20 protein-coding genes are annotated in these 21,238 nt (G+C 35.4%); 7 read left to right on the forward strand and 13 right to left on the reverse strand.

The features are described 5' to 3' along the window. Positions 1-465: 465 nt before the first annotated feature. On the forward strand, positions 466-2,196 hold the full coding sequence (locus EMTOL_RS13770; RefSeq protein WP_015029913.1) for a DEAD/DEAH box helicase: 1,731 nt from the start codon (positions 466-468) through the stop codon (positions 2,194-2,196). Positions 2,197-2,360: 164 nt separating this feature from the next. On the opposite strand, the gene EMTOL_RS13775 is transcribed toward EMTOL_RS13770, so the two are convergent. The 10 genes from EMTOL_RS13775 to EMTOL_RS13820 form a co-directional block, all read right to left on the reverse strand. Next, positions 2,361-2,747 carry a GIY-YIG nuclease family protein gene (locus EMTOL_RS13775; protein ID WP_015029914.1) on the reverse strand — a complete coding sequence of 129 codons (387 nt, stop codon included), beginning with the start codon at positions 2,745-2,747 and terminating at the stop codon, positions 2,361-2,363. 225 nt (positions 2,748-2,972) lie between these two features. Further along, positions 2,973-3,347: a hypothetical protein gene (locus EMTOL_RS13780; RefSeq protein ID WP_015029915.1), complete on the reverse strand. Its 375-nt coding sequence runs from the start codon at positions 3,345-3,347 to the stop codon at positions 2,973-2,975. Positions 3,348-3,369: 22 nt separating this feature from the next. Then, complete coding sequence (locus EMTOL_RS13785) at positions 3,370-4,653, reverse strand: Gfo/Idh/MocA family protein (RefSeq protein ID WP_015029916.1); 1,284 nt, start codon at positions 4,651-4,653, stop codon at positions 3,370-3,372. A 64-nt stretch (positions 4,654-4,717) separates the two neighbouring features. After that, on the reverse strand, positions 4,718-6,085 hold the full coding sequence (locus tag EMTOL_RS13790; RefSeq protein WP_015029917.1) for a CotH kinase family protein: 1,368 nt from the start codon (positions 6,083-6,085) through the stop codon (positions 4,718-4,720). Positions 6,086-6,216: 131 nt separating this feature from the next. After that, on the reverse strand, positions 6,217-6,816 hold the full coding sequence (locus tag EMTOL_RS13795) for a DUF1287 domain-containing protein (protein WP_015029918.1): 600 nt from the start codon (positions 6,814-6,816) through the stop codon (positions 6,217-6,219). 50 nt (positions 6,817-6,866) lie between these two features. Further along, entirely contained in the window at positions 6,867-8,216 is a 1,350-nt protein-coding gene (locus EMTOL_RS13800) for a monooxygenase (protein WP_015029919.1), read from the reverse strand. Between the two features lie 113 nt (positions 8,217-8,329). Further along, positions 8,330-9,199, reverse strand: coding sequence for a DMT family transporter (locus EMTOL_RS13805; protein ID WP_015029920.1), 870 nt, complete (start codon positions 9,197-9,199; stop codon positions 8,330-8,332). Between the two features lie 4 nt (positions 9,200-9,203). Continuing rightward, entirely contained in the window at positions 9,204-10,448 is a 1,245-nt protein-coding gene (locus tag EMTOL_RS13810) for a cation:proton antiporter (RefSeq protein ID WP_015029921.1), read from the reverse strand. A 23-nt stretch (positions 10,449-10,471) separates the two neighbouring features. After that, the gene (locus EMTOL_RS13815; RefSeq protein ID WP_015029922.1) at positions 10,472-11,251 is read right to left on the reverse strand and encodes a TatD family hydrolase; all 780 of its coding nucleotides are present in this window, start codon (positions 11,249-11,251) and stop codon (positions 10,472-10,474) included. A gap of 72 nt (positions 11,252-11,323) precedes the next feature. Next, positions 11,324-12,682 (reverse strand): FAD-dependent oxidoreductase, encoded by a 1,359-nt coding sequence (locus EMTOL_RS13820; RefSeq protein WP_015029923.1) that lies wholly within the window; start codon positions 12,680-12,682, stop codon positions 11,324-11,326. Between the two features lie 183 nt (positions 12,683-12,865). Here EMTOL_RS13820 and EMTOL_RS13825 point away from each other — a divergent pair, with 183 nt between their 5' ends. From EMTOL_RS13825 to EMTOL_RS13840, 4 genes are all read left to right on the forward strand, one after another. Beyond that, on the forward strand, positions 12,866-13,621 hold the full coding sequence (locus EMTOL_RS13825) for a glycosyltransferase family 2 protein (protein WP_015029924.1): 756 nt from the start codon (positions 12,866-12,868) through the stop codon (positions 13,619-13,621). Between the two features lie 93 nt (positions 13,622-13,714). Beyond that, entirely contained in the window at positions 13,715-14,239 is a 525-nt protein-coding gene (locus tag EMTOL_RS13830) for a metallophosphoesterase family protein (RefSeq protein WP_015029925.1), read from the forward strand. Further along, positions 14,236-15,741, forward strand: a complete 1,506-nt coding sequence (locus EMTOL_RS13835) for a hypothetical protein (RefSeq protein WP_015029926.1) — start codon at positions 14,236-14,238, stop codon at positions 15,739-15,741. Before EMTOL_RS13830 ends, EMTOL_RS13835 begins: the two co-directional genes overlap by 4 nt. A gap of 3 nt (positions 15,742-15,744) precedes the next feature. Further along, on the forward strand, positions 15,745-16,260 hold the full coding sequence (locus EMTOL_RS13840) for a mechanosensitive ion channel domain-containing protein (protein ID WP_015029927.1): 516 nt from the start codon (positions 15,745-15,747) through the stop codon (positions 16,258-16,260). Between the two features lie 17 nt (positions 16,261-16,277). Here EMTOL_RS13840 and EMTOL_RS13845 read toward each other — a convergent pair whose 3' ends face one another. From EMTOL_RS13845 to nhaD, 3 genes are all read right to left on the reverse strand, one after another. Further along, on the reverse strand, positions 16,278-17,141 hold the full coding sequence (locus tag EMTOL_RS13845) for an FAD:protein FMN transferase (protein WP_052315391.1): 864 nt from the start codon (positions 17,139-17,141) through the stop codon (positions 16,278-16,280). A 71-nt stretch (positions 17,142-17,212) separates the two neighbouring features. Next, a complete protein-coding gene (locus tag EMTOL_RS13850; protein WP_015029929.1) occupies positions 17,213-17,911 on the reverse strand; it encodes a hypothetical protein in 699 nt (232 codons plus the stop codon). Between the two features lie 124 nt (positions 17,912-18,035). Further along, a complete protein-coding gene (gene nhaD / locus EMTOL_RS13855; protein ID WP_015029930.1) occupies positions 18,036-19,295 on the reverse strand; it encodes a sodium:proton antiporter NhaD in 1,260 nt (419 codons plus the stop codon). A gap of 178 nt (positions 19,296-19,473) precedes the next feature. On the opposite strand from nhaD, the gene EMTOL_RS13860 reads away from it, so the two are divergent. Both EMTOL_RS13860 and EMTOL_RS13865 read left to right on the forward strand, forming a co-directional pair. Beyond that, complete coding sequence (locus tag EMTOL_RS13860; protein ID WP_015029931.1) at positions 19,474-20,517, forward strand: hypothetical protein; 1,044 nt, start codon at positions 19,474-19,476, stop codon at positions 20,515-20,517. 141 nt (positions 20,518-20,658) lie between these two features. Beyond that, positions 20,659-21,234 carry an RNA polymerase sigma factor gene (locus tag EMTOL_RS13865; protein WP_015029932.1) on the forward strand — a complete coding sequence of 192 codons (576 nt, stop codon included), beginning with the start codon at positions 20,659-20,661 and terminating at the stop codon, positions 21,232-21,234. Positions 21,235-21,238 lie beyond the last annotated feature (4 nt).

Consider the following 21,238-nt stretch of genomic DNA (forward strand, 5'->3'; position numbering starts at 1 on the left):
ATCAACTATACATTCACTTATTTGTTTGGTAAACTAAGTAAAATCTAAATCAAACAATAAAATCTTGAAAAAATTATATAAATTAATTAATTGTGAACATTAGAGTTTTTTATTTATCAATATGATTATCAAGGATTTTTAACTGATTTTAATAATAAAAAGTAACCTTTTATTTATAGTAATCTAGATAGGTTTATAAAAAAAATACAAACTTTAGCTCAAATGCTTGCTTTATAAAATTATTGGCTGTACTTTTGTGTTGTAGTAATAAAAGGCACATCCGTTTTGGGCCTCTGCGTCAATTAAATCGTTTTGAAGAGTATTATTCCTTCATTCAATTTCCTTTCAGAGCAGCAACGGGTGGTTCTCATCATTTGCTTTATCAATTTTTTTCGGCTATCGGGGCAATTCACGGTCTTGCGTGAGAACGGCAGTGTACGTTCCGACTAAAACATTATATCCTTAATGGAACAAGTAAAATTTTCTGACCTCCCAGTTTCAGAGTACATTCTTCGTGCAGTAGAAGAGATGGGTTTCGAGTTTTCAACACCAATTCAATCTCAGGGGATTCCTGCAGTTTTGCGTGGCGGTGACGTAATCGGACAAGCTCAAACTGGTACAGGTAAAACTGCTGCTTTTGGTATTCCTGCCATTGAAGCAGTAGATGTTGAAGACAAAAACACACAAGTATTGGTAATGTGTCCAACACGCGAGTTGGCATTGCAAGTAAAAGAGCAAATTCAAAAGCTTGCAAAGTATAAAAAAGGCCTTCATGTAGCTGCTATTTATGGTGGTGAATCGTATGAGCGTCAGTTTTTAGCATTGAAAAAAGGTGTTCAGATTGTAGTTGGTACTCCCGGCCGTATCATGGACCACATCGACCGCAAGACATTATCATTGAGTAGCATTAAAATGGCTATCTTAGATGAGGCAGATGAGATGCTTAATATGGGCTTTAGAGAAGATATTGAGAAAATCTTGTCTTATGCACCAGACGAACGCCAAACTGTACTTTTCTCGGCAACTATGTCGCCAGAAATTCTTTCAATTGCTAAGCGTTTCCAAAAAGACCCAGAAGTTATTCGTACGGTTAAAACTGAAATTTCAAATGCAAATATTGAACAATTTTTCTTCCCAGTACGCCGTGAGGCTAAAATGGAAGTTATGACTCGTTTGATAGATGTAAACAACTTGAAATTGATGTTGGTATTTGCCAATACAAAATCAAAAGTTGATGAAATCGTGAGCGAATTACAGATTCGTGGTTACGCCGCTGAAGGTCTTCATGGTGATATGCGTCAGCAAGTACGTACGCAAGTAATGAATAAGTTCCGTGCTGGTACTACAACAATTTTAGTAGCTACCGACGTAGCTGCTCGTGGTATTGACGTTTCGGGGGTAGATGCTGTATTCAACTATGATGTACCGCAAGATTTAGAGTATTATGTTCACCGTATTGGTCGTACAGGCCGTGCTGGTAAAACAGGAAAAGCATTTATGTTTATTTCTGGTCGTGAGAAATCTCGTTTACGTGAAATAGAATACTATACAAAAGTTAAAATCGAACAAGGCCAAATTCCTACATTGGCTGAGTTGATTAAAACGCGTCATCAAAAGTTTGTTGAGCAAGTAAGAGAAACGCTTACAGCAGGTATCGAAGAAAATTACGAAGATATCATCAATGAATTAAGTAATGAAGGATACTCTGATGTACAAATTATGTCGGCATTAATTAAGATGCAGGTGGGTACAATTAAGAGTGAATTCTCGGATAATCAATTATCAGATAGCTATCGTGAGTCAAGAAGCAATGACCGTTTTGGTAGTCGCGATTCAAGAAGCACTTCAGGTCGTAGAGATAGCCGTGATGGTGGTCGTGATTTTGGACAATCTCGCGAGCGTCGTTTCGAACCAAGAGAAAGACGCCGTGAAGGTGGGCCATCGCGTGGTTCAGCTAATGGTGATATGGTACGTTTGTTTTTAAGCCTAGGTCGTAAAGACAACGTTGCACCAAACCATATTGTTGGTGCGATTACATCTGAGACTCGCATTGCAGGTCGTGCAATCGGACAAATTGATATTTATGATAAATTTAGCTTTGTTGAAGTTCCACAGGCAGATGTAAAGCGTGTATTGGAAGGAATGCAAGGTAAAACTATCAATGCTCGTCAAGTAAGCATGGAAATTGCTAAATAATATTTGATTGACTGATAGTATATTTAAAAGCGAAGTAAAAGTTTTTATGGCTTTTGCTTCGCTTTTTTCATAAAATCGGGCCTTCGGCTTCGCTCAGGCACCGATTTTATGAAAAATCCTTAAGCTTGAATCATAATAAATTATAATTCAAGCTTAGGTGTTTTTTAGTTTTGTGTACATTCAGAATCAGTATGATTTTGAGCGAAGTCATTTACTGCCAAAGTAGGGTCATTCGGTGCCTGAGCGAAGTCGAAGGCCCGAAAATGGCTTTCATTTCTACATTCAGCAAGTTTGTGTAATTCATCAAAATCTCCCTTTATCAAAGCTTCTTTCTTTTTTCTACTCCATTTCTGAATTTGTTTTTCTCTAAGAAAAGCCTCATCTATTCTATCAAACGCTTCATAATAAACGAGTTCGACAGGTCGATGTTTTCTTGTATGATTTGAACCTTCTCCATTCTGATGTTGCTGTATTCGAAGTTCAAGATGGGTAGTGCTTCCAGTGTAGTAACTACCATCAAAGCATTTTAAAATATACATGAAGCCACGCATAAAGTTGTGTTAGTAAAAGTTGTCTGAATTTAACCAAATGCCTTGCCTTCGGCTTCGCTCAGGCACCAGTCAGTTTAGTAGTCTGAATTTGAGAAATCTTTTAAAATTTTCAAATCTGTGCCTAAACGAAGCCGATATTTATGTGCTCTACTAAGAATTTGAGAAATTTGATAATAATTTCAAAATCGGTGCCTGAGCGAAGCCGAAGGCCCGATTTAAAGATTTTTATTTTATATATTTCTCCTTCACGGTCATTTCCCAATCGCCTAAGCTACCGTAAAGAACCATTGAACCAAAACGAAACTTATCTATAATTTCAGTTCCTTCAGAAACAGAATCATAAAACTCTTTATCAACGGGGAGTTCAAACTCAATCGCATTTACGGCATCTTTTATATGCTTTTTTATACTTAAAGAAAGATGCGATTGTTTCAACTTTAGTTTTAACATATACTTAGGCCCTTTGGCTTCTGTCCCAGCTTTTAAGGCATTTACTTGGGCGACAAGGGCAGCATTCTCTTTCTTAAGATTTTCCAATTCTTCACTATTTTTGCAAGAAACAAGCAAAAATGCAGCAAATATGATGAGGTATGATTTCATCTGATAAAGTTTTAATTTTGGTTTATACTAAATCCCAACCTTTTCTAGGCTCTCGTGAGAGTAAGGCATTGGCATCGGCATCATGTTTGAACTTTTCTTTTTTCGGATTCCAATGTAGTTCTCTTCCAAGGCGATACGAAATCAGTCCTAAATGCATTGGCATGGTCATTTTTCGAGCATATTCAAGGTTCGATTGGGGTTGAGTTCTATTTTTTACAGCCGTAACGAAATTTTGTTGGTGACCTTCTGAGCGAATAATCGTTTTTGGAATCTCCGGAATATCAGTCATCGTTACCCCATTGATTGTTATTTCTTTCGAACTATAATCACAGATAAGTGTACCTTTTTCGCCCTCGAAATAAGCACCAATTCCTCTTTTTTCAGCACCGGGTACGTTTGGTGGAGTAGAAGTCCAATAGAGTTTTAAATCTTCAAAATCATACTCAATATCAATCCATTTTGGGGCATCACCTGTTCCTTCTGGAGCTTCTCCTTTGGCACTTATACGTGTAAGATTTTTAGGGTCAATTGCCCACCAAACCACATCCGCAATATGGCACCAGAAATCTTGAAAAACACCGCCAGAATAATCAAGGAAATAGCGATAAGTAAAATGACAACGCTCTGGTGTATATTGTGAATAAGGAGCGGGGCCAAGCCACATATCCCAGTTGAGGCCTTCAGGCGGATTTTGGTAATTTGATGGCCCGAGAACTGGTGGAAAACCTGTTTTCCAAAGTCTAACTGTTTTTACTTTACCGATTGCTCCTGATTGAATAATTTCTGCCACACGATGATAATTCTCACCTGCATGAATTTGTGTGCCTAACTGAAAAATACGGTCGTATTTTTTCATAGCTTTTAGCATCTGTTGCCCTTCTCGTACATTATATGAAAGAGGTTTTTCTCCATAAACATCTTTTCCTGCTTGAAATGCCATAATTGCTACTTGCGAATGCCAATGGTCAGGAGTTGCACAAGTAATAGCATCTACATCTTTGCGGTCAAGAATGTGTCGAAAATCTTCGTAACCTTGTGCTTTATTGTCAGGGTGTAGGTCTTGTAATAATTTCTGTGCTTTAGCTAGATGATTTTTGTCTAAATCGCACAGCCCTACGATTTCTACTTCTGGTAAGCCAGCAAACCATTTGAGATGTTGGCTACCCATGCCGTTGATACCAATATGAGCTACACGCAGGCGGTCACTTGGAGCAACTTTACGAGCAAAGGTTGGAGTAAAGGCCAAGCCTAGTGCGGCAAGACTACTTTGTCGGATGAAATCTCGACGGTTGAGTTGATGTGACATTGAATAATGCTAATTTTAGAGTTGAATATTGGAAAGCAATTTAGAAATTTTAAAGAAAACATTTCTATAAAGTACCAATCTTTTCATCAATCCAATGAGCATGTTCTTTGAGCCATTGCTTCATTCGACTTATCTCTTTTTCATGCGAACCCTTTGTTGAGTTGGGTGTAATTCGATGATTTAGGATATTCCATCTTTCAAAGTTTCTGGCAACCATATTTCTATTTGTAATGCTTTCATTATAAGTAGAAACAACTTTATATAATTGATTATCAGATAATTCTTGAGTTCTTAGTGTTTGCCAACGGCTAACCAACTTTTGTTTGAAATATTCATCAGTAATTAATCTTTTCCACCAAAAAGGTACAAGCCAAGTATCTTCTGAGCAGTATTGGTTATATTGGTAAACCCATGCGTGGCGGTTCATGCCATCACAAAAGCCGTTATCTGAGCCAAAAGCAATGTCAATATCCCAAATCGGTCCCATTTGTAGCTTTTTATCACGGTCTTTTTGAAGATAAGTACTTAGGCGATAACCATCATGGTTTTGAAATAACTCCGTGAGAATGAAATAATCAACAAAGCTATCGACATCTATATAAGAACGATAACCTTTTTGTTCATCTTTAAAATTATCTGAAGCCAAGGCTTTCTCAAAGCTATGGATGTAATTTTGAATATAGGTCTTTTGAATAGAATTAATGTTTTTAGGCTTAGGGTATTCGTAAAGAAAATGGGGCGTTTGTTGAGTAGTTATTTTCCCTTTAAAATCGAATTGAGAAGCGAAAGAGTTTTCTTCAGTATAGTTTGATTCTTCAGGATTATTGCCCGCTGTTTTATCAATTTTAATGATATACCCACCTGTTATTTTATTAGCTGAAGTGTCATTTTTGCTCAATTTACTTAGTTTTATTCGGTCATTATCTTGTTTGAGTTTTTCCATTAATACATAAAATCCCATGAACTTTCCATTAATTTCAACCTCAACAAATTCAGTTCGAGAAGCATATCTGCCAATATCATTGGATAATTTGTAAGCCACGGCATTTCGAAGTAATGTTTTATCTCCGTAAGGGCCATGTAATATCCAAGCAGAGTTTTTGGATAAATTTAAAATCGATGCCGCTTTTGAGTCATTTTTTTCATTTCTAAGTTCAAATCCATAAGATTTTTTATCGTAAAATAGCTGTGAACTAGCTCCTCTAAGTTCAATTCCGATTGGAGATTGAAAGATTACACTATCACCCAAAACGATTTTTAAATTGGCTGTGCGTTTTGGGTCATCAACAATTTCTTTATCTGACTGAATAATAAAATAAGGTGTTTGTGGACTACGTGGAGTTCGAATAACGAAGTTATCGTTTTGGTGTGAATTATTACAGTTGAGTAAACCCCAAAGCAGAAGCAGGGGTAAAAAGAAAGTTAATTTCATTATTATAGCTTTTTCAAATTTTGACCCCTAAATTGATGAAATGGCTTAACTATTCAAATGAAAAATTGATATAAGGAGAGTATAGCTTTATGATTGGCTTGTCTTTGGTTGAATAAATAAATTATCTAGATTTACTTCGAAATCACGGTAGGAGAGAATTTCTCGTATTTGTAGTGCCCAATAATTTTGTAATTAAACAAACAATCCTCCATTACTTGTCCAGCACCGATATTATGAACAATCAAAGGTCTTTGTCCATCGCTTGATTTTCTATTAACTACGATGCCAATATGCGTAAGATTATCTTCTAAAAGCCAACAAATAATATCGCCAACTTGATAATCTTTTGGATTTTTGGTGATGGGTTTTGCCGTGCCGTGCCTTGAAAAAAATATCATCAAATTAGGTACTCTTCGATGGTCGATATTTTTATCGGTATGTTTGAGTTTCCAACGTTTCGGATATTTTTCGAAGTGTTTTTTCATATCTTCGTGCACTTCCTTTTGTAAATCAATTCCTAATTTTCGGTATGCTCTTACAACAACATCGGTGCATACGCCTTTATTACTAGGCACATCGCCGTTTGGATATTTTATGATAAAATAGGTGGGGTCATATTCTACTTTGTGTTTAGTAAGTTCAATGGCGGCATCAGATAACTTTGAAGCAAAGTTAGATTGGCCGAATACTAACTGAGTGAAACCTAAAAAAAGTAGCAGTTTTGCCTTCATTATTGAGGAATTTTAGAAAAATTCTATCATAAAATCCAAATAACGTTCATTTACTCTTCGTAATAATAACCAAAGATGATACCCATTTCATCTTCAGTTGTAAGTCCAAAACGCACGGTTTGGTCAGAGGTATTGTTATAGGTAATTCTTGATGTGAGACCTTCTCCTTTTTTGAGAGAAATAAAAGGTGCATAATTAATTTTTTCAGGATGTTCCCAATTAGTTGAGGTATAAACAACTTCTCCATTTCTCGCACCACCTTTTATCAAAATCTCAAATTTTTCGCCATATTTATGCGTGTGTGAAAACAACATGACAATTTTTACATTTTTATCAAAAGTAAAGTCTTTTGTAAGAACGGTTCTTTGTTTGGGCGGTAGATTAAGGTTTTGATTCCCGAAATCAATTACCTTTAAAACATTCTTTACATTTTCTTTTTTGGTAGTATAAAGGTTGATATCTACTTCACCACTCAAAGCTTTGGTTCCTTTATTATAGTAATGCGAATTCATATCAAAAGTGGCATTGGCAGGTACTTCAACTGCTGTTCCTTCAGGAAAAGTATAATCAGAATTTGCCTCGCTTCCACCAAAATTAAACACATGGTTGCCCATCTGTGCAAATGTTACGAGATTATAAGAGCCGTCAGAGTTACGTAAATCTCTTACTTGGTTTAACGGTGCTAGGTTTACATTATTTCTAAAGCCATATAAAATAAAATGATGGCTACCCGGACGCATACTTATTTGCATACGATTCACATAAACGGTCTCGGTATTACCTAATGGCTTTCGAACAAAAAACTCTCTTTCAAAATTTGGAGCTACCTCAAACTTATCTAAGGTCATTTGATACCCCGTACCCGCGGCCGGGACAGGTAAACCAGTAAAAGTTGCCGCACTTGGTGTTGTGTCATTGAGGAGTGAAGGGTCGGCAACGTTGCCAGTTTCTGGTGCACCTGCTTCAATCCATCTTCTAATAAATTCAATCTGACCTTCTGGTAGTAAGTCGCTACCTAAGGGCATTACAGCTCCATAGGATTTACCATTATGGTGAGAATTATCATAAATAAGCTTATGGTAAAATAAGCTTTCGAGCGATTTGAAGGCTTTTACTCGTTTAAATCCATCTTGTTTTGCACCAACATTAGTTGGGTCAATTTCGAATAAATTTTTGTAAGATTTTCCCTTAGCTAAAACAAGTTTATGTTGTGCATAAGTGCCATCACTTTCAGATGCATGACAACCACTAATTGCACAGTTTTTTGTCAGAATTTTATCTTGAATTAGATCAAAACTAGCGGCATTTACATCAATAACCTCTTTTGGAGCACATGAGTGCATGAGAGTTGAGGTGAGTATAGCTGCAGTTGAAAATGCTGCGAGAAAAGTAAATTTCATAGAAGTGTCAGGTCGATAGCTTTAGTTGATAACGAAATTATATAAAAAAACTTTCTTTTTGACCAAAAACTGTATGAAAGGTTTATATTTTTTATTAAAAATAGCTGAAATGCCTACGATTTACTTAATTTTTCACGCTGACCCACATAAAGTCCAACTATTACTAAAGCTGTACCGAGAAAAGTATGATAGGTAATGGGTTCATCGAGTAGAAAATACGAATAGATGAAACCAAAAATAGGACATAAAAATAAATAAAATGAAGCTTTTACTGCATCGACTTTAAGCAAATAGAGCCATAGATTTACGGCAATAACCGATACTGGCACAATTAGCCAAAACTCTGATAAATAAAAAGTTAGGTTGTAGTTGTTGGGTTTGTTATGCATCAATAAGGTAAGTGGAAGCATTAATAAACCACCAAGAAATACTTGCCAACCATTGATGGCTGTGCGAGAAAGTTTCCAGTCGATGTTTGAATAATAAATAGTACCTATTGAATAAGAAAGCATACACAAAAACATATAGAATAGGCCGAGAGGTGTGGCAAAGCTATTTTGTATGAGTGGGTAACAGGCGAGTCCAACGCCAATCATTCCAAGAAAAACCGCCATCCATTCAGAAGATTTAACTTTTCTACCCAACCAAATGGCCGATAAAACACTAATAAATAACGGGTTTGTGGCGGTTGATAAACTCCCAATTCCAGCAGCAACTTCACTAACGCCCAATACGAAAAAGCTTAAATAAAGTGTTACATTCAGTAAGCCAAAAATGGTTAGTTCTTTCCATTCTTTCCCTTGTGGTAGTCGGTCTTTTTGGATAAAAATCGAGTAGGCCAACATGCCAAGTCCAGCAACAATAAACCTATACTGAAAAAGCACAAGTGGTTCAACCGAGCGAAGGCCAATTTTAGCAGCTGCTGAAGCCGAAGCCCACAACGCAGCAAAAAGAATTCCGAGAAGAATGGTTTTTAAATTCAAAGGCTTAATTTGATTTCTTTTGTAAATATCCAACTAATTTGCCTAAACTCAAACCTTGTACCAAAACAGCAAATAAAACCACAATATAGGTTATACTAATAATGACAGGTTTTTGCTCAAAATCTGGGAGTGAAAGAGCCAAAGCAATAGAAATTCCACCACGAAGTCCTCCCCAAGTCATCACAAATGGGAAGTTTTTGTTTAAAACCTCTTTAAAATTTAAGGCTTTAAAGGGTATTATGATTGATAAATACCTGATTATCAGTACGACTAAGATAGTTGCAATACCAATGTAACTATAAGTGAATAAATTAGGAATATTGACAATAGCAAAGCCAATCAACACAAAAAGAAAGGCATTGAGGAGGTCATCAATCAGTCCCCAAAAAGTATCGACTTGTTGTTTGGTAATATCCGACATCGCGGTTTTTCTTCCAACATTTCCAATGTATAAACCCGCTACGACCATAGCTAAAGGTCCTGAAGTGTGCAAGTATTTAGCCAGCGTATAGCCTCCCATGACCATGGCAAGGGTAATCATTACTTCAGTTTGGTAATGGTCAATGGTTTTAAGTAATAAATTTCCTGCATAACCAATTAAGAAGCCAAGTAATAAACCACCGCCAACTTCAATTAAAAATGTTTCCCATATTGCTTGAAAAGATAATGAGGCAGCATGATTTTCTTCGAGTGTGTGGAGAATTGTAAGAAAAACAACAACTCCTACTCCATCATTAAAGAGCGATTCTCCCGTAATAATCACTTCCTCATTTTTAGGTACTTTGGCCTCTTTTAGAATCCCTAAAACCGCGATTGGGTCGGTTGGAGAAATCAAGGCTCCAAACAAAAAACAATAAACAAGCGGAATATCAAAACCAAAAACTGGTGCCAACCAATATAGAGCATAGCCAATTAGAAAAGTGGCTAAAAGTACCCCCAGCATAGTAAATACGATAATCGGACGCCTTTGTTCATTGAGCTGCTGAATATTTACATGTAAAGAACCCGCAAAAAGTAGGAAACAAAGCATATATTCAAGCAGGAAGTCTGAAAAATTAAAGCTTTCTACAAATGTTTTAAATACTTCGGCATCTGGATAACTTTTTGAAATGACCAAGATTCCTAATGACATCATTACGGCAATCAGCATCAAACCAATGCTATTAGGTAGTTTGAGAAATTTGATGTTGATATAAGAAAATATCGAACAAAAAATAATGAGCCATGTAAGTGTAACAAAAATATTCATAGAGTTTGAGTGGTAAATAAATGCTATGCTATCAAAGATAGTGCATTTTTGGTAGTTTGCTGTACTACTTCGCTGAAATCTGTTTGTTTGATTTCGGCTATGCGGCGAGCCACTAATTCTATATAAGAAACCTCGTTGCGTTTGCCACGGAAAGGTACAGGAGCCAAATAGGGTGAATCAGTTTCGAGCACAATATTTTTTAAATAAATGTGCGGCAAAACATTATCCATACCTCCATTTTTAAAAGTAGCTACCCCACCGATGCCCAATAAGAAATTAATTTCAACTACTTTTTTGGCTTCTTCTAAATTACCTGAAAAACAGTGAAAAATGCCACGTAAATCTGACCAACCAAATTGTTTGATTAGCTCAATGCAACGCAAAATGGCATTATGTTGGTTATCTTTAGAATTTCGAGAATGGATACAAATCGGCAAATTATATTTCTTGGCTAAAGCCAGTTGACGTAAGAAAACTTCTTCTTGTTGAGCTACAAAAGTTAAATCCCAATAGAAATCAAGACCAATTTCGCCAATCATAATAAATTTTCTACGTTCTAACCATTCCTCAACAAGTGCTAATTCTTCTTCAAAATTTTCTTTGACATAACAAGGATGTATCCCCATCATGGCGTGGCAAATATCAGGATATTGTTTTTCAAGTGCCAACATGCCATCAATTGTTTCGTGGTCGCAGTTGGGCATCCAAATTTGTTTTATACCAGAAGAAAAAGCCCTTTCGAGCATCACATCACGGTCTTGGTCAAATTGCTCGTCATAAATATGAGCGTGCGTTTCAATCATTTTTTGTTAAATTTTATAAAAAAATACTTTATGCCTATTATTCTAAAATAAGCATTGTCCAATTTAGTTCCTTTAAAGAAGGTTAATTATTTTATCTGCTTCTCTGATTCCGCTTAAATATGCTCCATGTGCCGTTGAAAAGTAATCAACTTCTGTGTGTTCACCAGCAAAAAATAGTCGGTCATTTAATTCTTCGGCTAAATCTTCAAAATGTTGCATTTCAGTACCCACGGCAGTAAATGAATAAGAACCAAAACTATTTTCATTTCCACCCCATTTGGTACGAAGCATATTTGTTGGTTTGGGAATATTATTGCCATACATATCTTTCAAATGAGCCATTATTTCATCAATAATTTGTGCATCAGACATTTTTTCGGTTTGCCGTGCATAATTGGCATAAGCAAAAGTCATAAGTGCATTAACGTTAGGCTGTGCCTTTTTTAGGTTTACAAAATAGTTAAACTTATCACGAATTTCTGGCGTATAAGAAATATACTGAACATTGTCCCAAAATGCAGTATTCCAAGTAAGTAAAAACTTATTCACGCAACTCATTCCAATTTTCTGAATTGCATTTTGCTTAGAATTTGGAAGCGTTGGAATAAAATTAATCGTATTGGCTTTAAGCACACCTAATGGAACACTTACCAACACATAGTCTGCTTCGCTAATATTTCCCCCATGAAAAACTTGTACTTTGGCATTTGAATAGTCGATTTTTGTGACTCGCTGATTCAATTGAATATCAAGCCCTTTCGATAAATACGTTGGAATAGTATCATAGCCGTTGATAGAAATGGTTTCTACACCATTAAAAACTTCTCCTTCATCATACAACGTAGATGAAAGCTTATCTAAATCGCCCGTGTCGAAAGTTAGGTAGGTTGAAAGAAAGAATTTCCATAATCTATCATTGATTTTAGTAGGATACATTTTATTAAAAACTGCTTCGAAACTCTCATTCGCACTACCATTTTTCATCAAAGATTCTAGCATCGAATAATATTCATCCTCTGTCTTATCATACAAAATTGTACTTCGAACTATACCACCAATATCAAATGACTTCTTGCTGTCATCATCGGTGAACGCGGTGGTCATTCCAGCTTCTTGGGCTAAAGTAGTTATTGGGTTTTTATCAATTCCATGAATCCAACTTGCCCCTTCATCAAAAGCGATACCTAAACTTCTATTGGTTCGTAAACGACCACCAATTCGGCCTTGTGCTTCCAGTACCTTTACTTGAAAACCTGTTTCTTTTAATTTTTTGGCAGCAGCAAGTCCAGAAATACCCGCTCCAATAATGAGTACTGATTTGCTACTTGGGTTTATTGTTTCTTTGTTACAAGCCGAACTCAGTAAAACGGGAGTAATAAAAGGAATAGGAAGTTTGGAGAAGGTTTCTTTGAGGAATTTTCGTCTTTGCATGGTTGATTTTTTTTAATTGCCACAGCAGATTAGGCATAGAAAAATAATTTTATGGCATGTAAAATAGCCATTGTAAAAATCATAACGATGATTGGATTAGAAAAGATATGAGCGTTAAAATATTTTCTCAAAATTATCATGATAAAATCAAAAATCTTAACTTTGGTCGTAAAACCCCCTTCAATGAAAATTTCTGTAGTAATACTTACACTTAATAATATACGTACGATTAAAGAAGTGCTAATTGCAGTAGTTGGCTGGGCTGATGAAGTTTTTGTGCTCGATAGCGGAAGTACTGACGACACTTTAAATGTGGCCGAGGAATTCGGGTGTAAGATTGAATATCGTAAATTTGATGGTTTTGGTACTCAAAAACGTTATGCGGTAGATAAGGCAAAAAACGATTGGATTTTCATTGTAGATTCGGATGAAGTAGTAACCGAAGAATTGAAAAATGAAATTAATATTTCATTGCAAAGTGATGACTATCAAGGATATATGATTCCCAATACACTTTTCTTTTTAGGAGGAATCATGCGTTATGGAAGGGAATATAAAATGCCACATTTGCGACTTTTTAATAGGAAATTCGGCAATTATAATGACCGTGAAGTGCACGAGGATGTTGAACTTAAAGGAAAAATAAAAACTTTAAAAAATCACATTATCCATTATAGCTATACAGATTTGGCTGAAGTTTTTCTGAAAATCAACAATTATTCCACTCGCGGAGCCAACGAATTATTTCGACGAAAAAAAGGGGCTTCCATACTTAAAGTTATCACTAAGTTCCCAATTACTTTCTTGACAGAATACCTCATTCGACTTAATTTTTTGAACGGATACCGTGGCTTTGTTTGGTCTTTTGCACAAAGTGTATATGGTACTATGAAGTATTTGAAGTTGAGAGAAATGAATGAAAAGGGAAAAAGTAAATAACTAAACTGAATTTATTCAGTTTTAAAGATAAAATAAATCATTCGGTCTTTTAACTACTGAATTCATTCAGTGAAACCTTTTATAAAATAAAAAATGACCAAAATTGGTTTAATATCCGATACACATGGTTTTTTAGATGAAGCAGTATTTGAACACTTCAAAGATTGTGATGAAATTTGGCATGCAGGAGATATTGGGTCAATTGAAATAATAGAAAAGCTTGAAAGATTCAAACCAACTCGCTTTGTTTTTGGTAATATTGATAGCAAGGAAATTCAGTGGCGAGTACCAGAAAATCAGCATTTTACACTCGAAGGTTTAGAAATTTGGATGACCCATATTGGCGGTGCTCCTCCGAAATATAATCCAGCTGTAAAAAAACAGTTCAAAGTAAAAATACCCGATGTTTTTGTGTGTGGACATTCACATATTCTAAGAGCAATGCGTGATATTTCCATGAATAATATGATTTACTTAAATCCTGGGGCTGCTGGTAAAGAGGGATTTCATAAAATGAAAACTTTACTTAGATTTATCTTGGATTCAGGAAAAATGTCTAACTTAGAAGTTATCGAGTTAGGTTTTCGAGGAACTGCACATTCGACCACGAAATCATGAAAAACTATTTTAAGAAAATAACTTTAATCACTTTCTTTTTAACTGCGGTAGGTGCGTCGTTTGCTCAACTTACACAAACTAAAAGACTTGAGTTTATTCAACGAAATGATATTGAAGAAGAAAATTTGTTGATTCCCCTCAAAGAAAAAGGAGTTCTGTTGATGCAGTCGAAAGTAGAGCCTTTTCACCAGAAATCTACTTTTGAATTTATAAAATTTGATAGCACATTAACGCAAGTATGGAAGACTTCTTTCATTCCCGAACCTGATTATGATTTGATAAAAACTTACCGTAATGAAAGATACATTTTTGTATTATTCAGAAAAGTTGGAAAAAATGAAATAAGTGTTTTAAGGGTTGACTACGAGACAGGGGATAAAACGTACGCTGAAGGTAATTTGCTCACCAGCATGGATATTGAGCATTTTGTGGTGATGAAAAGTAAGGCCTACATTGGTGGTAAATATAACGATAGACCAGTTGTAGTAATGTTTAGCTTTTTTGATTATACTTCAAAAGTCTTACCAGAAATACATAGCAATCACTTGGTAATCAATGAATTGGATGTTGATGAGCACGGAGAGTTTTTGTATTTAATGCTTAAAAATGACCGTACTTGTCAGTTTATTGTCAAGAAGTATTCTTATGAAGGGAAACTATTAAAAACCTTATCATTGGGAAATCGAGATACTACACCTATAACAGGCGAGATTCTGAATATTGATAAAGAAAATCCGATTTTAGTAGGTAATTATGCCGATGGTTGTTCTTCTTTAGCATTAGGGTTTTATGTCGATTATTTGAATGAAGAATCTAAAATTCAATATATTAATTTTGCTGATTTGAATAATTTCTTTGGTTTCATGAATGCCAAGCGAGAAGAAAAAATTAAAAAGCGAATCAAAGAGAAAAAACAAAAAGGTAAAGATGTAAAACTAAGGTATCGGTTATTTTTACATGATATTGTTCCTTCAAATGAGGGTTGGATAATGTTGGCCGAGATATTTTATCCAGAATATAAACCACCACAAGGAAGTGGCTCGGCTGTTTGGAATAACTGGCGAAGCTACCGAATTAATGGGGATGTTTATAATAATTTTAGATACTCACACGCCATTATTTGTGGCTTTGATAAAACAGGTAAATTACTATGGGATAATAGTGTATCATTGAAAGATATAGAAAGTAGTGAGCTCAATGCTAAAGTGCAAATTACTCAACAAAATGATTATCATATTTTGGCATATCCCGATGAAAAACTTATTCGTACTGCTGTAATTAAAGGAAATGAAAAAGTTAAAAATTTAGAAAATTTTGATATCAAAGCTTCTTCAGAAACTGATAGAATCGTTGATGTAGCTCGCACAAATTTAGCAGCTTGGTATGGTCATAGTTTTTTGGCTTATGGTTATCAAAGCGTAAAGCGTAATAATGAGCTAGCTAATACTGATGTTTTTTTTATTACGAAGTTGACTTACACACTTAAAGAAGATAAAGAATAAATTATGCTTAGAATTCTGATTAATGATACCGAACGCATTTTCATGATGTTGTTTTGTTTGCTGGCAGCATTTATTGTTAATCTTTTACTACAAAAAATTCTTTTCAAAAATATTATCAAAAACTTATCTGAAAAAGCTGATATTACACGAATAAAGTTTTTTCAACATCTTACAACTACCGCCATTTGGTTGATTGGAATTGGCCTTGCTTTTTCTTTTATTCCTGCCTTTTATACTTTGAGCCATACGATTTTAGCAGGTGCGGGACTTATTTCAATCGTAGTAAGTTTATCATCTCAGCAAGCACTCAGCAATATTATCAGTGGAGTTTTGTTGATTGTTTATAAGCCATTCAAAATTGGGGAGAAAATTAAAGTAGGCGATATTATGGGTAGGGTAAATGATATTGATTTGCGTCAAACTACATTAATTGACGAAGTTGGCAATATTATTATTATGCCGAATTCTAATATTGGCAGTCAAACAATAATCAAGCTGATAGAGAAAGGGAATGATTAATGCATAATTAAAAAAGCCTATAAAACCTTAGCTTTTAACTTTTTTGCAAGTTTTTGGCCATCAATTGCAGGCATTAAATAAAGGGCGGTTGAGAGCCAATCCGAACTGCTTCCATCTTTAGCAATGATACTTATTTGGTGTGGTTCTGCGTAGCCAATTCCAGTTTTTGGGTCAAGAATATGAGCATATTTTTTCCCTTCAATCTCTACAAATTGATAAACATCGCCCGAAGTAGAAATTCCGCGGTTTTTTAAATAGTATTTCATGTTTTTTATGATAATTTCCCAACCCTTTGGAGAATCGTTAGGTGCGTCGGAAACTAAAATATTTCCACCAGCTTCTATCAAAGCAGAATTTATCCCATTTTCTTTCAGAATCTGCATCATTTTATCTTCGGCATAGCCCTTTCCAATTCCTCCAAAATCTAAACGCATACCCTTTACATCAAGCTTAATAGATTGATTTTTAGAGTCAAAAACTATTTTTTCAATGCCAACTCTTTGTTTGGCTTCTGCAATTTGTGAATTTGTAGGTAGTTGCTTTTGTCTTTTCATACGTCGCCATAACTGACTAAGCGGGCCAATAGTTACATCGAAATAACCGTCTGAATATTTAGTTGCTTTGACCGATTCCTGTAAAATATTCCATAAATCTTCACTAACTTTTACATACTGGTCACTGCCTGCTGTTCGACAAAGTGTGTTGGTTTCACTGTCTTCTCTATAATCGCTCAAAATCATATTCAATTCATCTAAGCGTATGAATGCCTTTTTAACAGCGGTTTTGGCTTGAATGGAATCGGAAGCATAAACAACTACTCGAAACATGGTGCCCATTTGTGGGTGTGAAAACTCATATCTTGTTTGTGCAGAAAGATGCATGGATAAAAAAAGGAATAGCCCTATAAAGCTACTCCTTTTTTTGACTATATTTTTTGAAAAAAATCTATTCATTATTTAATTTCAAATAAAGCATCTGCTAAATTGGTATTTGCTTGAACTTTGGTTGCTGTCAGTGCTAATTGGGCCATACCTAAATCTTGGTTCATTTTATGGGCAATTTTTATACCACTTACATCTTTGTAGTCAGAAAAATCAGAAGTGATAGTTTGAGTACCCATCGGAGTTTCAGCAGTAATTACTTGGCGTATTTTAAATCCAGTAGTGGCATCATAAAATTCGGTCATTTTTACCTCACCTATAGCAACTTCAAGTTTGTGAGCATCGGCATCGCCTACTTTTTCTTTACCAATATACGTTAGTTTTGCCCCTAAAGCACCATATTGAGCTTCTGGAACAATATACGATTGCATTGCGATAGCTTTCACTTTTTCTGCATCAGTAATATCTTGAGAGCCTTGCATTCCACCGATTTGAGCTTTTGTACCATCGCAAACTTGCTTTTGTACTTCACCCATACCTACGATACTTATCGCTTGGAGGAATTTATTGGTTGGTTTTTTCTGAATCAAAACTTCTAGTGACTGACCTTGAATTTCGCCAGACATGGTCATAGATAAATCTTTAATTTTAGCGATAGCATCATTGCCACCTACTGCTTTTACATAATTAGCTATTACTTCATCGGCAGTTTGAGCAAAAGTCAACGTGCTTACAAAAAAGGCAGCTAATGCAAGACTAAATTTTTTCATTGTGTTTTTGGTATAGTTAAAGTTTAAAACTTAAGCAAAGGTGTAAAACGGTCAACGATATTCCAAATATTTTAGGATAATTGGTTTTTAAGAATTTCGTAAGGTTAGAAATAAGGCTGAGCTTTCACAAAATTATATAGACAACTGCCCCTGCGAAATAGCCAAGAAGTGCCAAAAGTGAAATTCGCTTCAAATACCAAATAAAATCAATTTTTTCCATACCCATTACTGCAACTCCAGCCGCAGAACCAATGATTAGAATACTGCCGCCAGTACCCGCACAATAGGCCAAAAATTCCCAAATTCGGTGGTCTGTCGGAAATGTTGAAAGGTTGTACATTCCCATAGTTGCGGCTACTAAAGGAACATTATCTACTACTGATGAGGCCAAGCCGATTAATAAAATGATAAGGTCTTGATTACCAATCGAATCATTCATACTTTGAGCTAAATTGCTCAATAAACCAGTAGATTCTAAGCAGCCAATGGCCAATAAAATACCTAAAAAGAATAGAATACTACTCGAATCTATTCGACTTAGGGCATAAGAAGCTGTAAAAGGTTTGCGTTCTTCTTCGTCTTTGGCACTATGTAGGATTTCTCCAACTACCCATACTACTCCTAAACCAAGCATCATACCCATATAAGGAGGAAGATGGGTGATTGTTTTAAAAATCGGTACAAAAAGAAGCGAACCTAAACCTACAAAAAACATTGTATTTCGTTCTTTAGCAGTAGTTTCTGCAAAATCTTTCTCTTCAACTAGCTTACTATCAATTTGCTGGCCTTTCAATTTTAAACTTATAGCTGCAAGCGGTACAACCAAAGAGATTAGACTTGGAATAAATAGGCCCTTCATGATATTTATAGCCATAATTTGCCCTCCAATCCAAAGCATTGTGGTCGTCACATCACCAATTGGCGACCACGCCCCGCCTGCATTGGCTGCAATAATTACCACACCAGCAAAAAACTTACGTTGGTCTGCATGAGCAATAATTTTTCTTAATAATGAAACCATTACAATCGCCGTAGTAAGGTTATCAAGAGCAGCCGAAAGGAAAAAAGCTAAGAAACTAATCACCCAAAGAAGCGTTACGGCACTTTTACTTGAAATTTGGTCGGTAATAATCTTAAATCCTTGGTGAGCATCAATTAACTCGACTATGGTCATGGCTCCAAGCAAGAAAAATAAAATTTCTGCAATACTAGCCAAATGATGAGAGAGGTGCTCTTGTATTGCATGACTATCAGAGCCGCTCATTGCATATACTGTCCAACAGATTGTCCCAACGAGTAGGGCAGAAGCCGTTTTATTAATTTTTATAGGGTGTTCGAATGCAATGGCCAAATAGCCAATGATGAATATAATAGTAATAAGCATGATGTGGTTAAATTGATTGAATGACAATATTACAAATAATCGTAAGCTTTATCAACCTTTTACAAGGCCCCATCAAGCCCCGCAACCACTCATTCAAAAAATTAATTGAGCTGATAAAACTATTTCTCTATTTTTGCTCAACACTTATTTTAATTTAAAAATAAAACTAATTAAGAAAATGAACAAACTAACACCTCTTTCAAGATTTCTGATAATGCTTGTAATTCTTGGAACTATCTTTTTTGGTGGAAAATATGTCTTTGAGAATACTTCTTGGGGAAAAAGTATGTTGGCTAAAAGTGCCGAAGAACAATCTCAAACTGATACAAAAGCTCCCGAAAATGGTCCTGCTTCCGAAACTTCGAGTAGCGAAAACTCATCTTCTTCAAGTGATACTGAAGCAACTGCTAGCAGCGAAAGTAGCTTTAGCTATGTAGCACCTGAACCTATCAATGGTAAATTGAAAGGAGTAGTTGAGCTGGGTGCTAGTGGTTTTAATTCTTTTATTGTGCGAATAGATAAAGATAAAAACTGGAAGCTTGAAAAGGCAGAGTTTGGGAATAGTTTAGTAACTGAAAATATGGCAACCGATGAAGATATTCGTGCAGGTTTGAAGCAATATATTGGTAAAATGCTTGATTTTGGCGTGGGTGGTCGTGATATTCACTTTGTGGTGAGTTCAGGAGCGGTAAAGGCAGAAGTTACTCAAAAAATTGTTAAAAATTTAAAATCAATCAATTATTTTGTAAATACAGTTACGCCAGAGCAAGAAGGTGCTTTAGGATTAAAATGTGTTTTGCCTAAGGATTTTGAAGATGAAGCTTTTGTAGCAGATATTGGTTCAGGAAACACTAAAATTTCATGGATTAAAAATGGCGGTGTTACAGCGGTTGAAACTTATGGAGCTAAATACTTTCAAAATGGGCTAGATGATGGTAAAGTATATGATGAAGTAAAGGCAAAATGCAACGATATTCCTAGCATGAAACGTAAAACTTGCTTCATCATCGGTGGAGCTCCATTTTCGATGGCCAAACAAACACGTGTAGGGAAAGAACGCTATACTGTTTTGAAAGCCCCTAAAGATTATAAAATGGATGATGCGAAAGGAAAAGCTGGTGTAAATATTTATAAAGCTATCAAAGATGCTACTGGATGCGAACAATTTGTTTTCGACTGGGATGCTAACTTTACAATTGGTTTTTTATTGAATTTGCCATAATTCCCAAAAGTATAACTTTCAATTAAAAGTCGGCAGGTTGAAGAAACCTGCCGACTTTTTTTATGAAAAAAATCAAACCGCCCGCAAGTTTTTTCTAAATTCCGCATCTAATAGTTATAGACCTAATCTAACCGACACTGTTTGGACGAAAGACAACTGATTACTGAATTACAGAAAGGCTCACAAAATGCTTTTCGCCACCTCGTTGAATCATTTCAAAGCAAGGTGTTTAACACGGTATTGTCTATTGTCCAAAATATTGAAGAAGCTGAAGATGTTGCTCAAGAAGTATTTATTGAAGTATATGAATCGGTTGGTAAATTTAAAGGAGAAGCAAAAATTTCTACTTGGATTTACCGAATTGCAACCACAAAAGCTTTAGAGGTACATCGCAAGAAAAAAGCAGTTAAGCGATTTGCATTCTTAACAAGCCTTTTCGGTGAAGATGATGAAATCGTACATCACCCCGTTGAATTTGAGCATCCGGGTGTAGTTTTTGAAAATAAAGAACGAGCAAAAGTATTATTTGCTCATATAAATCAATTGCCTGATAATCAAAAAGTTGCGTTTTCATTATTTAATGTTGAAGGATTAAGTTATCAGGAAATTTCGGAGGTTATGCAGATTACCATTTCATCAGTGGAATCATTAATATTTCGGGCAAAAACAAATCTTCGAAAAACACTTAAAGACCATTATGTGAACAAAAGCATATAAGTAA

Origin of the sequence: Emticicia oligotrophica DSM 17448 (genome assembly GCF_000263195.1) — a bacterium.
In the GTDB taxonomy this organism is placed as follows: domain Bacteria; phylum Bacteroidota; class Bacteroidia; order Cytophagales; family Spirosomataceae; genus Emticicia; species Emticicia oligotrophica.

Bases quoted from the DNA above. Each gene is read 5' to 3' on its own strand.
- EMTOL_RS13795 (WP_015029918.1), bottom strand. From the start codon at position 6,816: ATGAAGGCAAAACTGCTACTTTTTTTAGGTTTCACTCAGTTAGTATTC.
- EMTOL_RS13815 (WP_015029922.1), bottom strand. From the start codon at position 11,251: ATGATTGAAACGCACGCTCATATTTATGACGAGCAATTTGACCAAGAC.
- EMTOL_RS13850 (WP_015029929.1), bottom strand. From the start codon at position 17,911: ATGAAAAAATTTAGTCTTGCATTAGCTGCCTTTTTTGTAAGCACGTTG.
- EMTOL_RS13860 (WP_015029931.1), top strand. From the start codon at position 19,474: ATGAACAAACTAACACCTCTTTCAAGATTTCTGATAATGCTTGTAATT.
- EMTOL_RS13835 (WP_015029926.1), top strand. From the start codon at position 14,236: ATGAAAAACTATTTTAAGAAAATAACTTTAATCACTTTCTTTTTAACT.
- EMTOL_RS13770 (WP_015029913.1), top strand. From the start codon at position 466: ATGGAACAAGTAAAATTTTCTGACCTCCCAGTTTCAGAGTACATTCTT.
- EMTOL_RS13800 (WP_015029919.1), bottom strand. From the start codon at position 8,216: ATGAAATTTACTTTTCTCGCAGCATTTTCAACTGCAGCTATACTCACC.
- EMTOL_RS13780 (WP_015029915.1), bottom strand. From the start codon at position 3,347: ATGAAATCATACCTCATCATATTTGCTGCATTTTTGCTTGTTTCTTGC.
- EMTOL_RS13840 (WP_015029927.1), top strand. From the start codon at position 15,745: ATGCTTAGAATTCTGATTAATGATACCGAACGCATTTTCATGATGTTG.
- EMTOL_RS13790 (WP_015029917.1), bottom strand. From the start codon at position 6,085: ATGAAATTAACTTTCTTTTTACCCCTGCTTCTGCTTTGGGGTTTACTC.
- EMTOL_RS13845 (WP_052315391.1), bottom strand. From the start codon at position 17,141: ATGCATCTTTCTGCACAAACAAGATATGAGTTTTCACACCCACAAATG.
- EMTOL_RS13825 (WP_015029924.1), top strand. From the start codon at position 12,866: ATGAAAATTTCTGTAGTAATACTTACACTTAATAATATACGTACGATT.
- nhaD (WP_015029930.1), bottom strand. From the start codon at position 19,295: ATGCTTATTACTATTATATTCATCATTGGCTATTTGGCCATTGCATTC.
- EMTOL_RS13830 (WP_015029925.1), top strand. From the start codon at position 13,715: ATGACCAAAATTGGTTTAATATCCGATACACATGGTTTTTTAGATGAA.
- EMTOL_RS13810 (WP_015029921.1), bottom strand. From the start codon at position 10,448: ATGAATATTTTTGTTACACTTACATGGCTCATTATTTTTTGTTCGATA.
- EMTOL_RS13820 (WP_015029923.1), bottom strand. From the start codon at position 12,682: ATGCAAAGACGAAAATTCCTCAAAGAAACCTTCTCCAAACTTCCTATT.
- EMTOL_RS13775 (WP_015029914.1), bottom strand. From the start codon at position 2,747: ATGCGTGGCTTCATGTATATTTTAAAATGCTTTGATGGTAGTTACTAC.
- EMTOL_RS13785 (WP_015029916.1), bottom strand. From the start codon at position 4,653: ATGTCACATCAACTCAACCGTCGAGATTTCATCCGACAAAGTAGTCTT.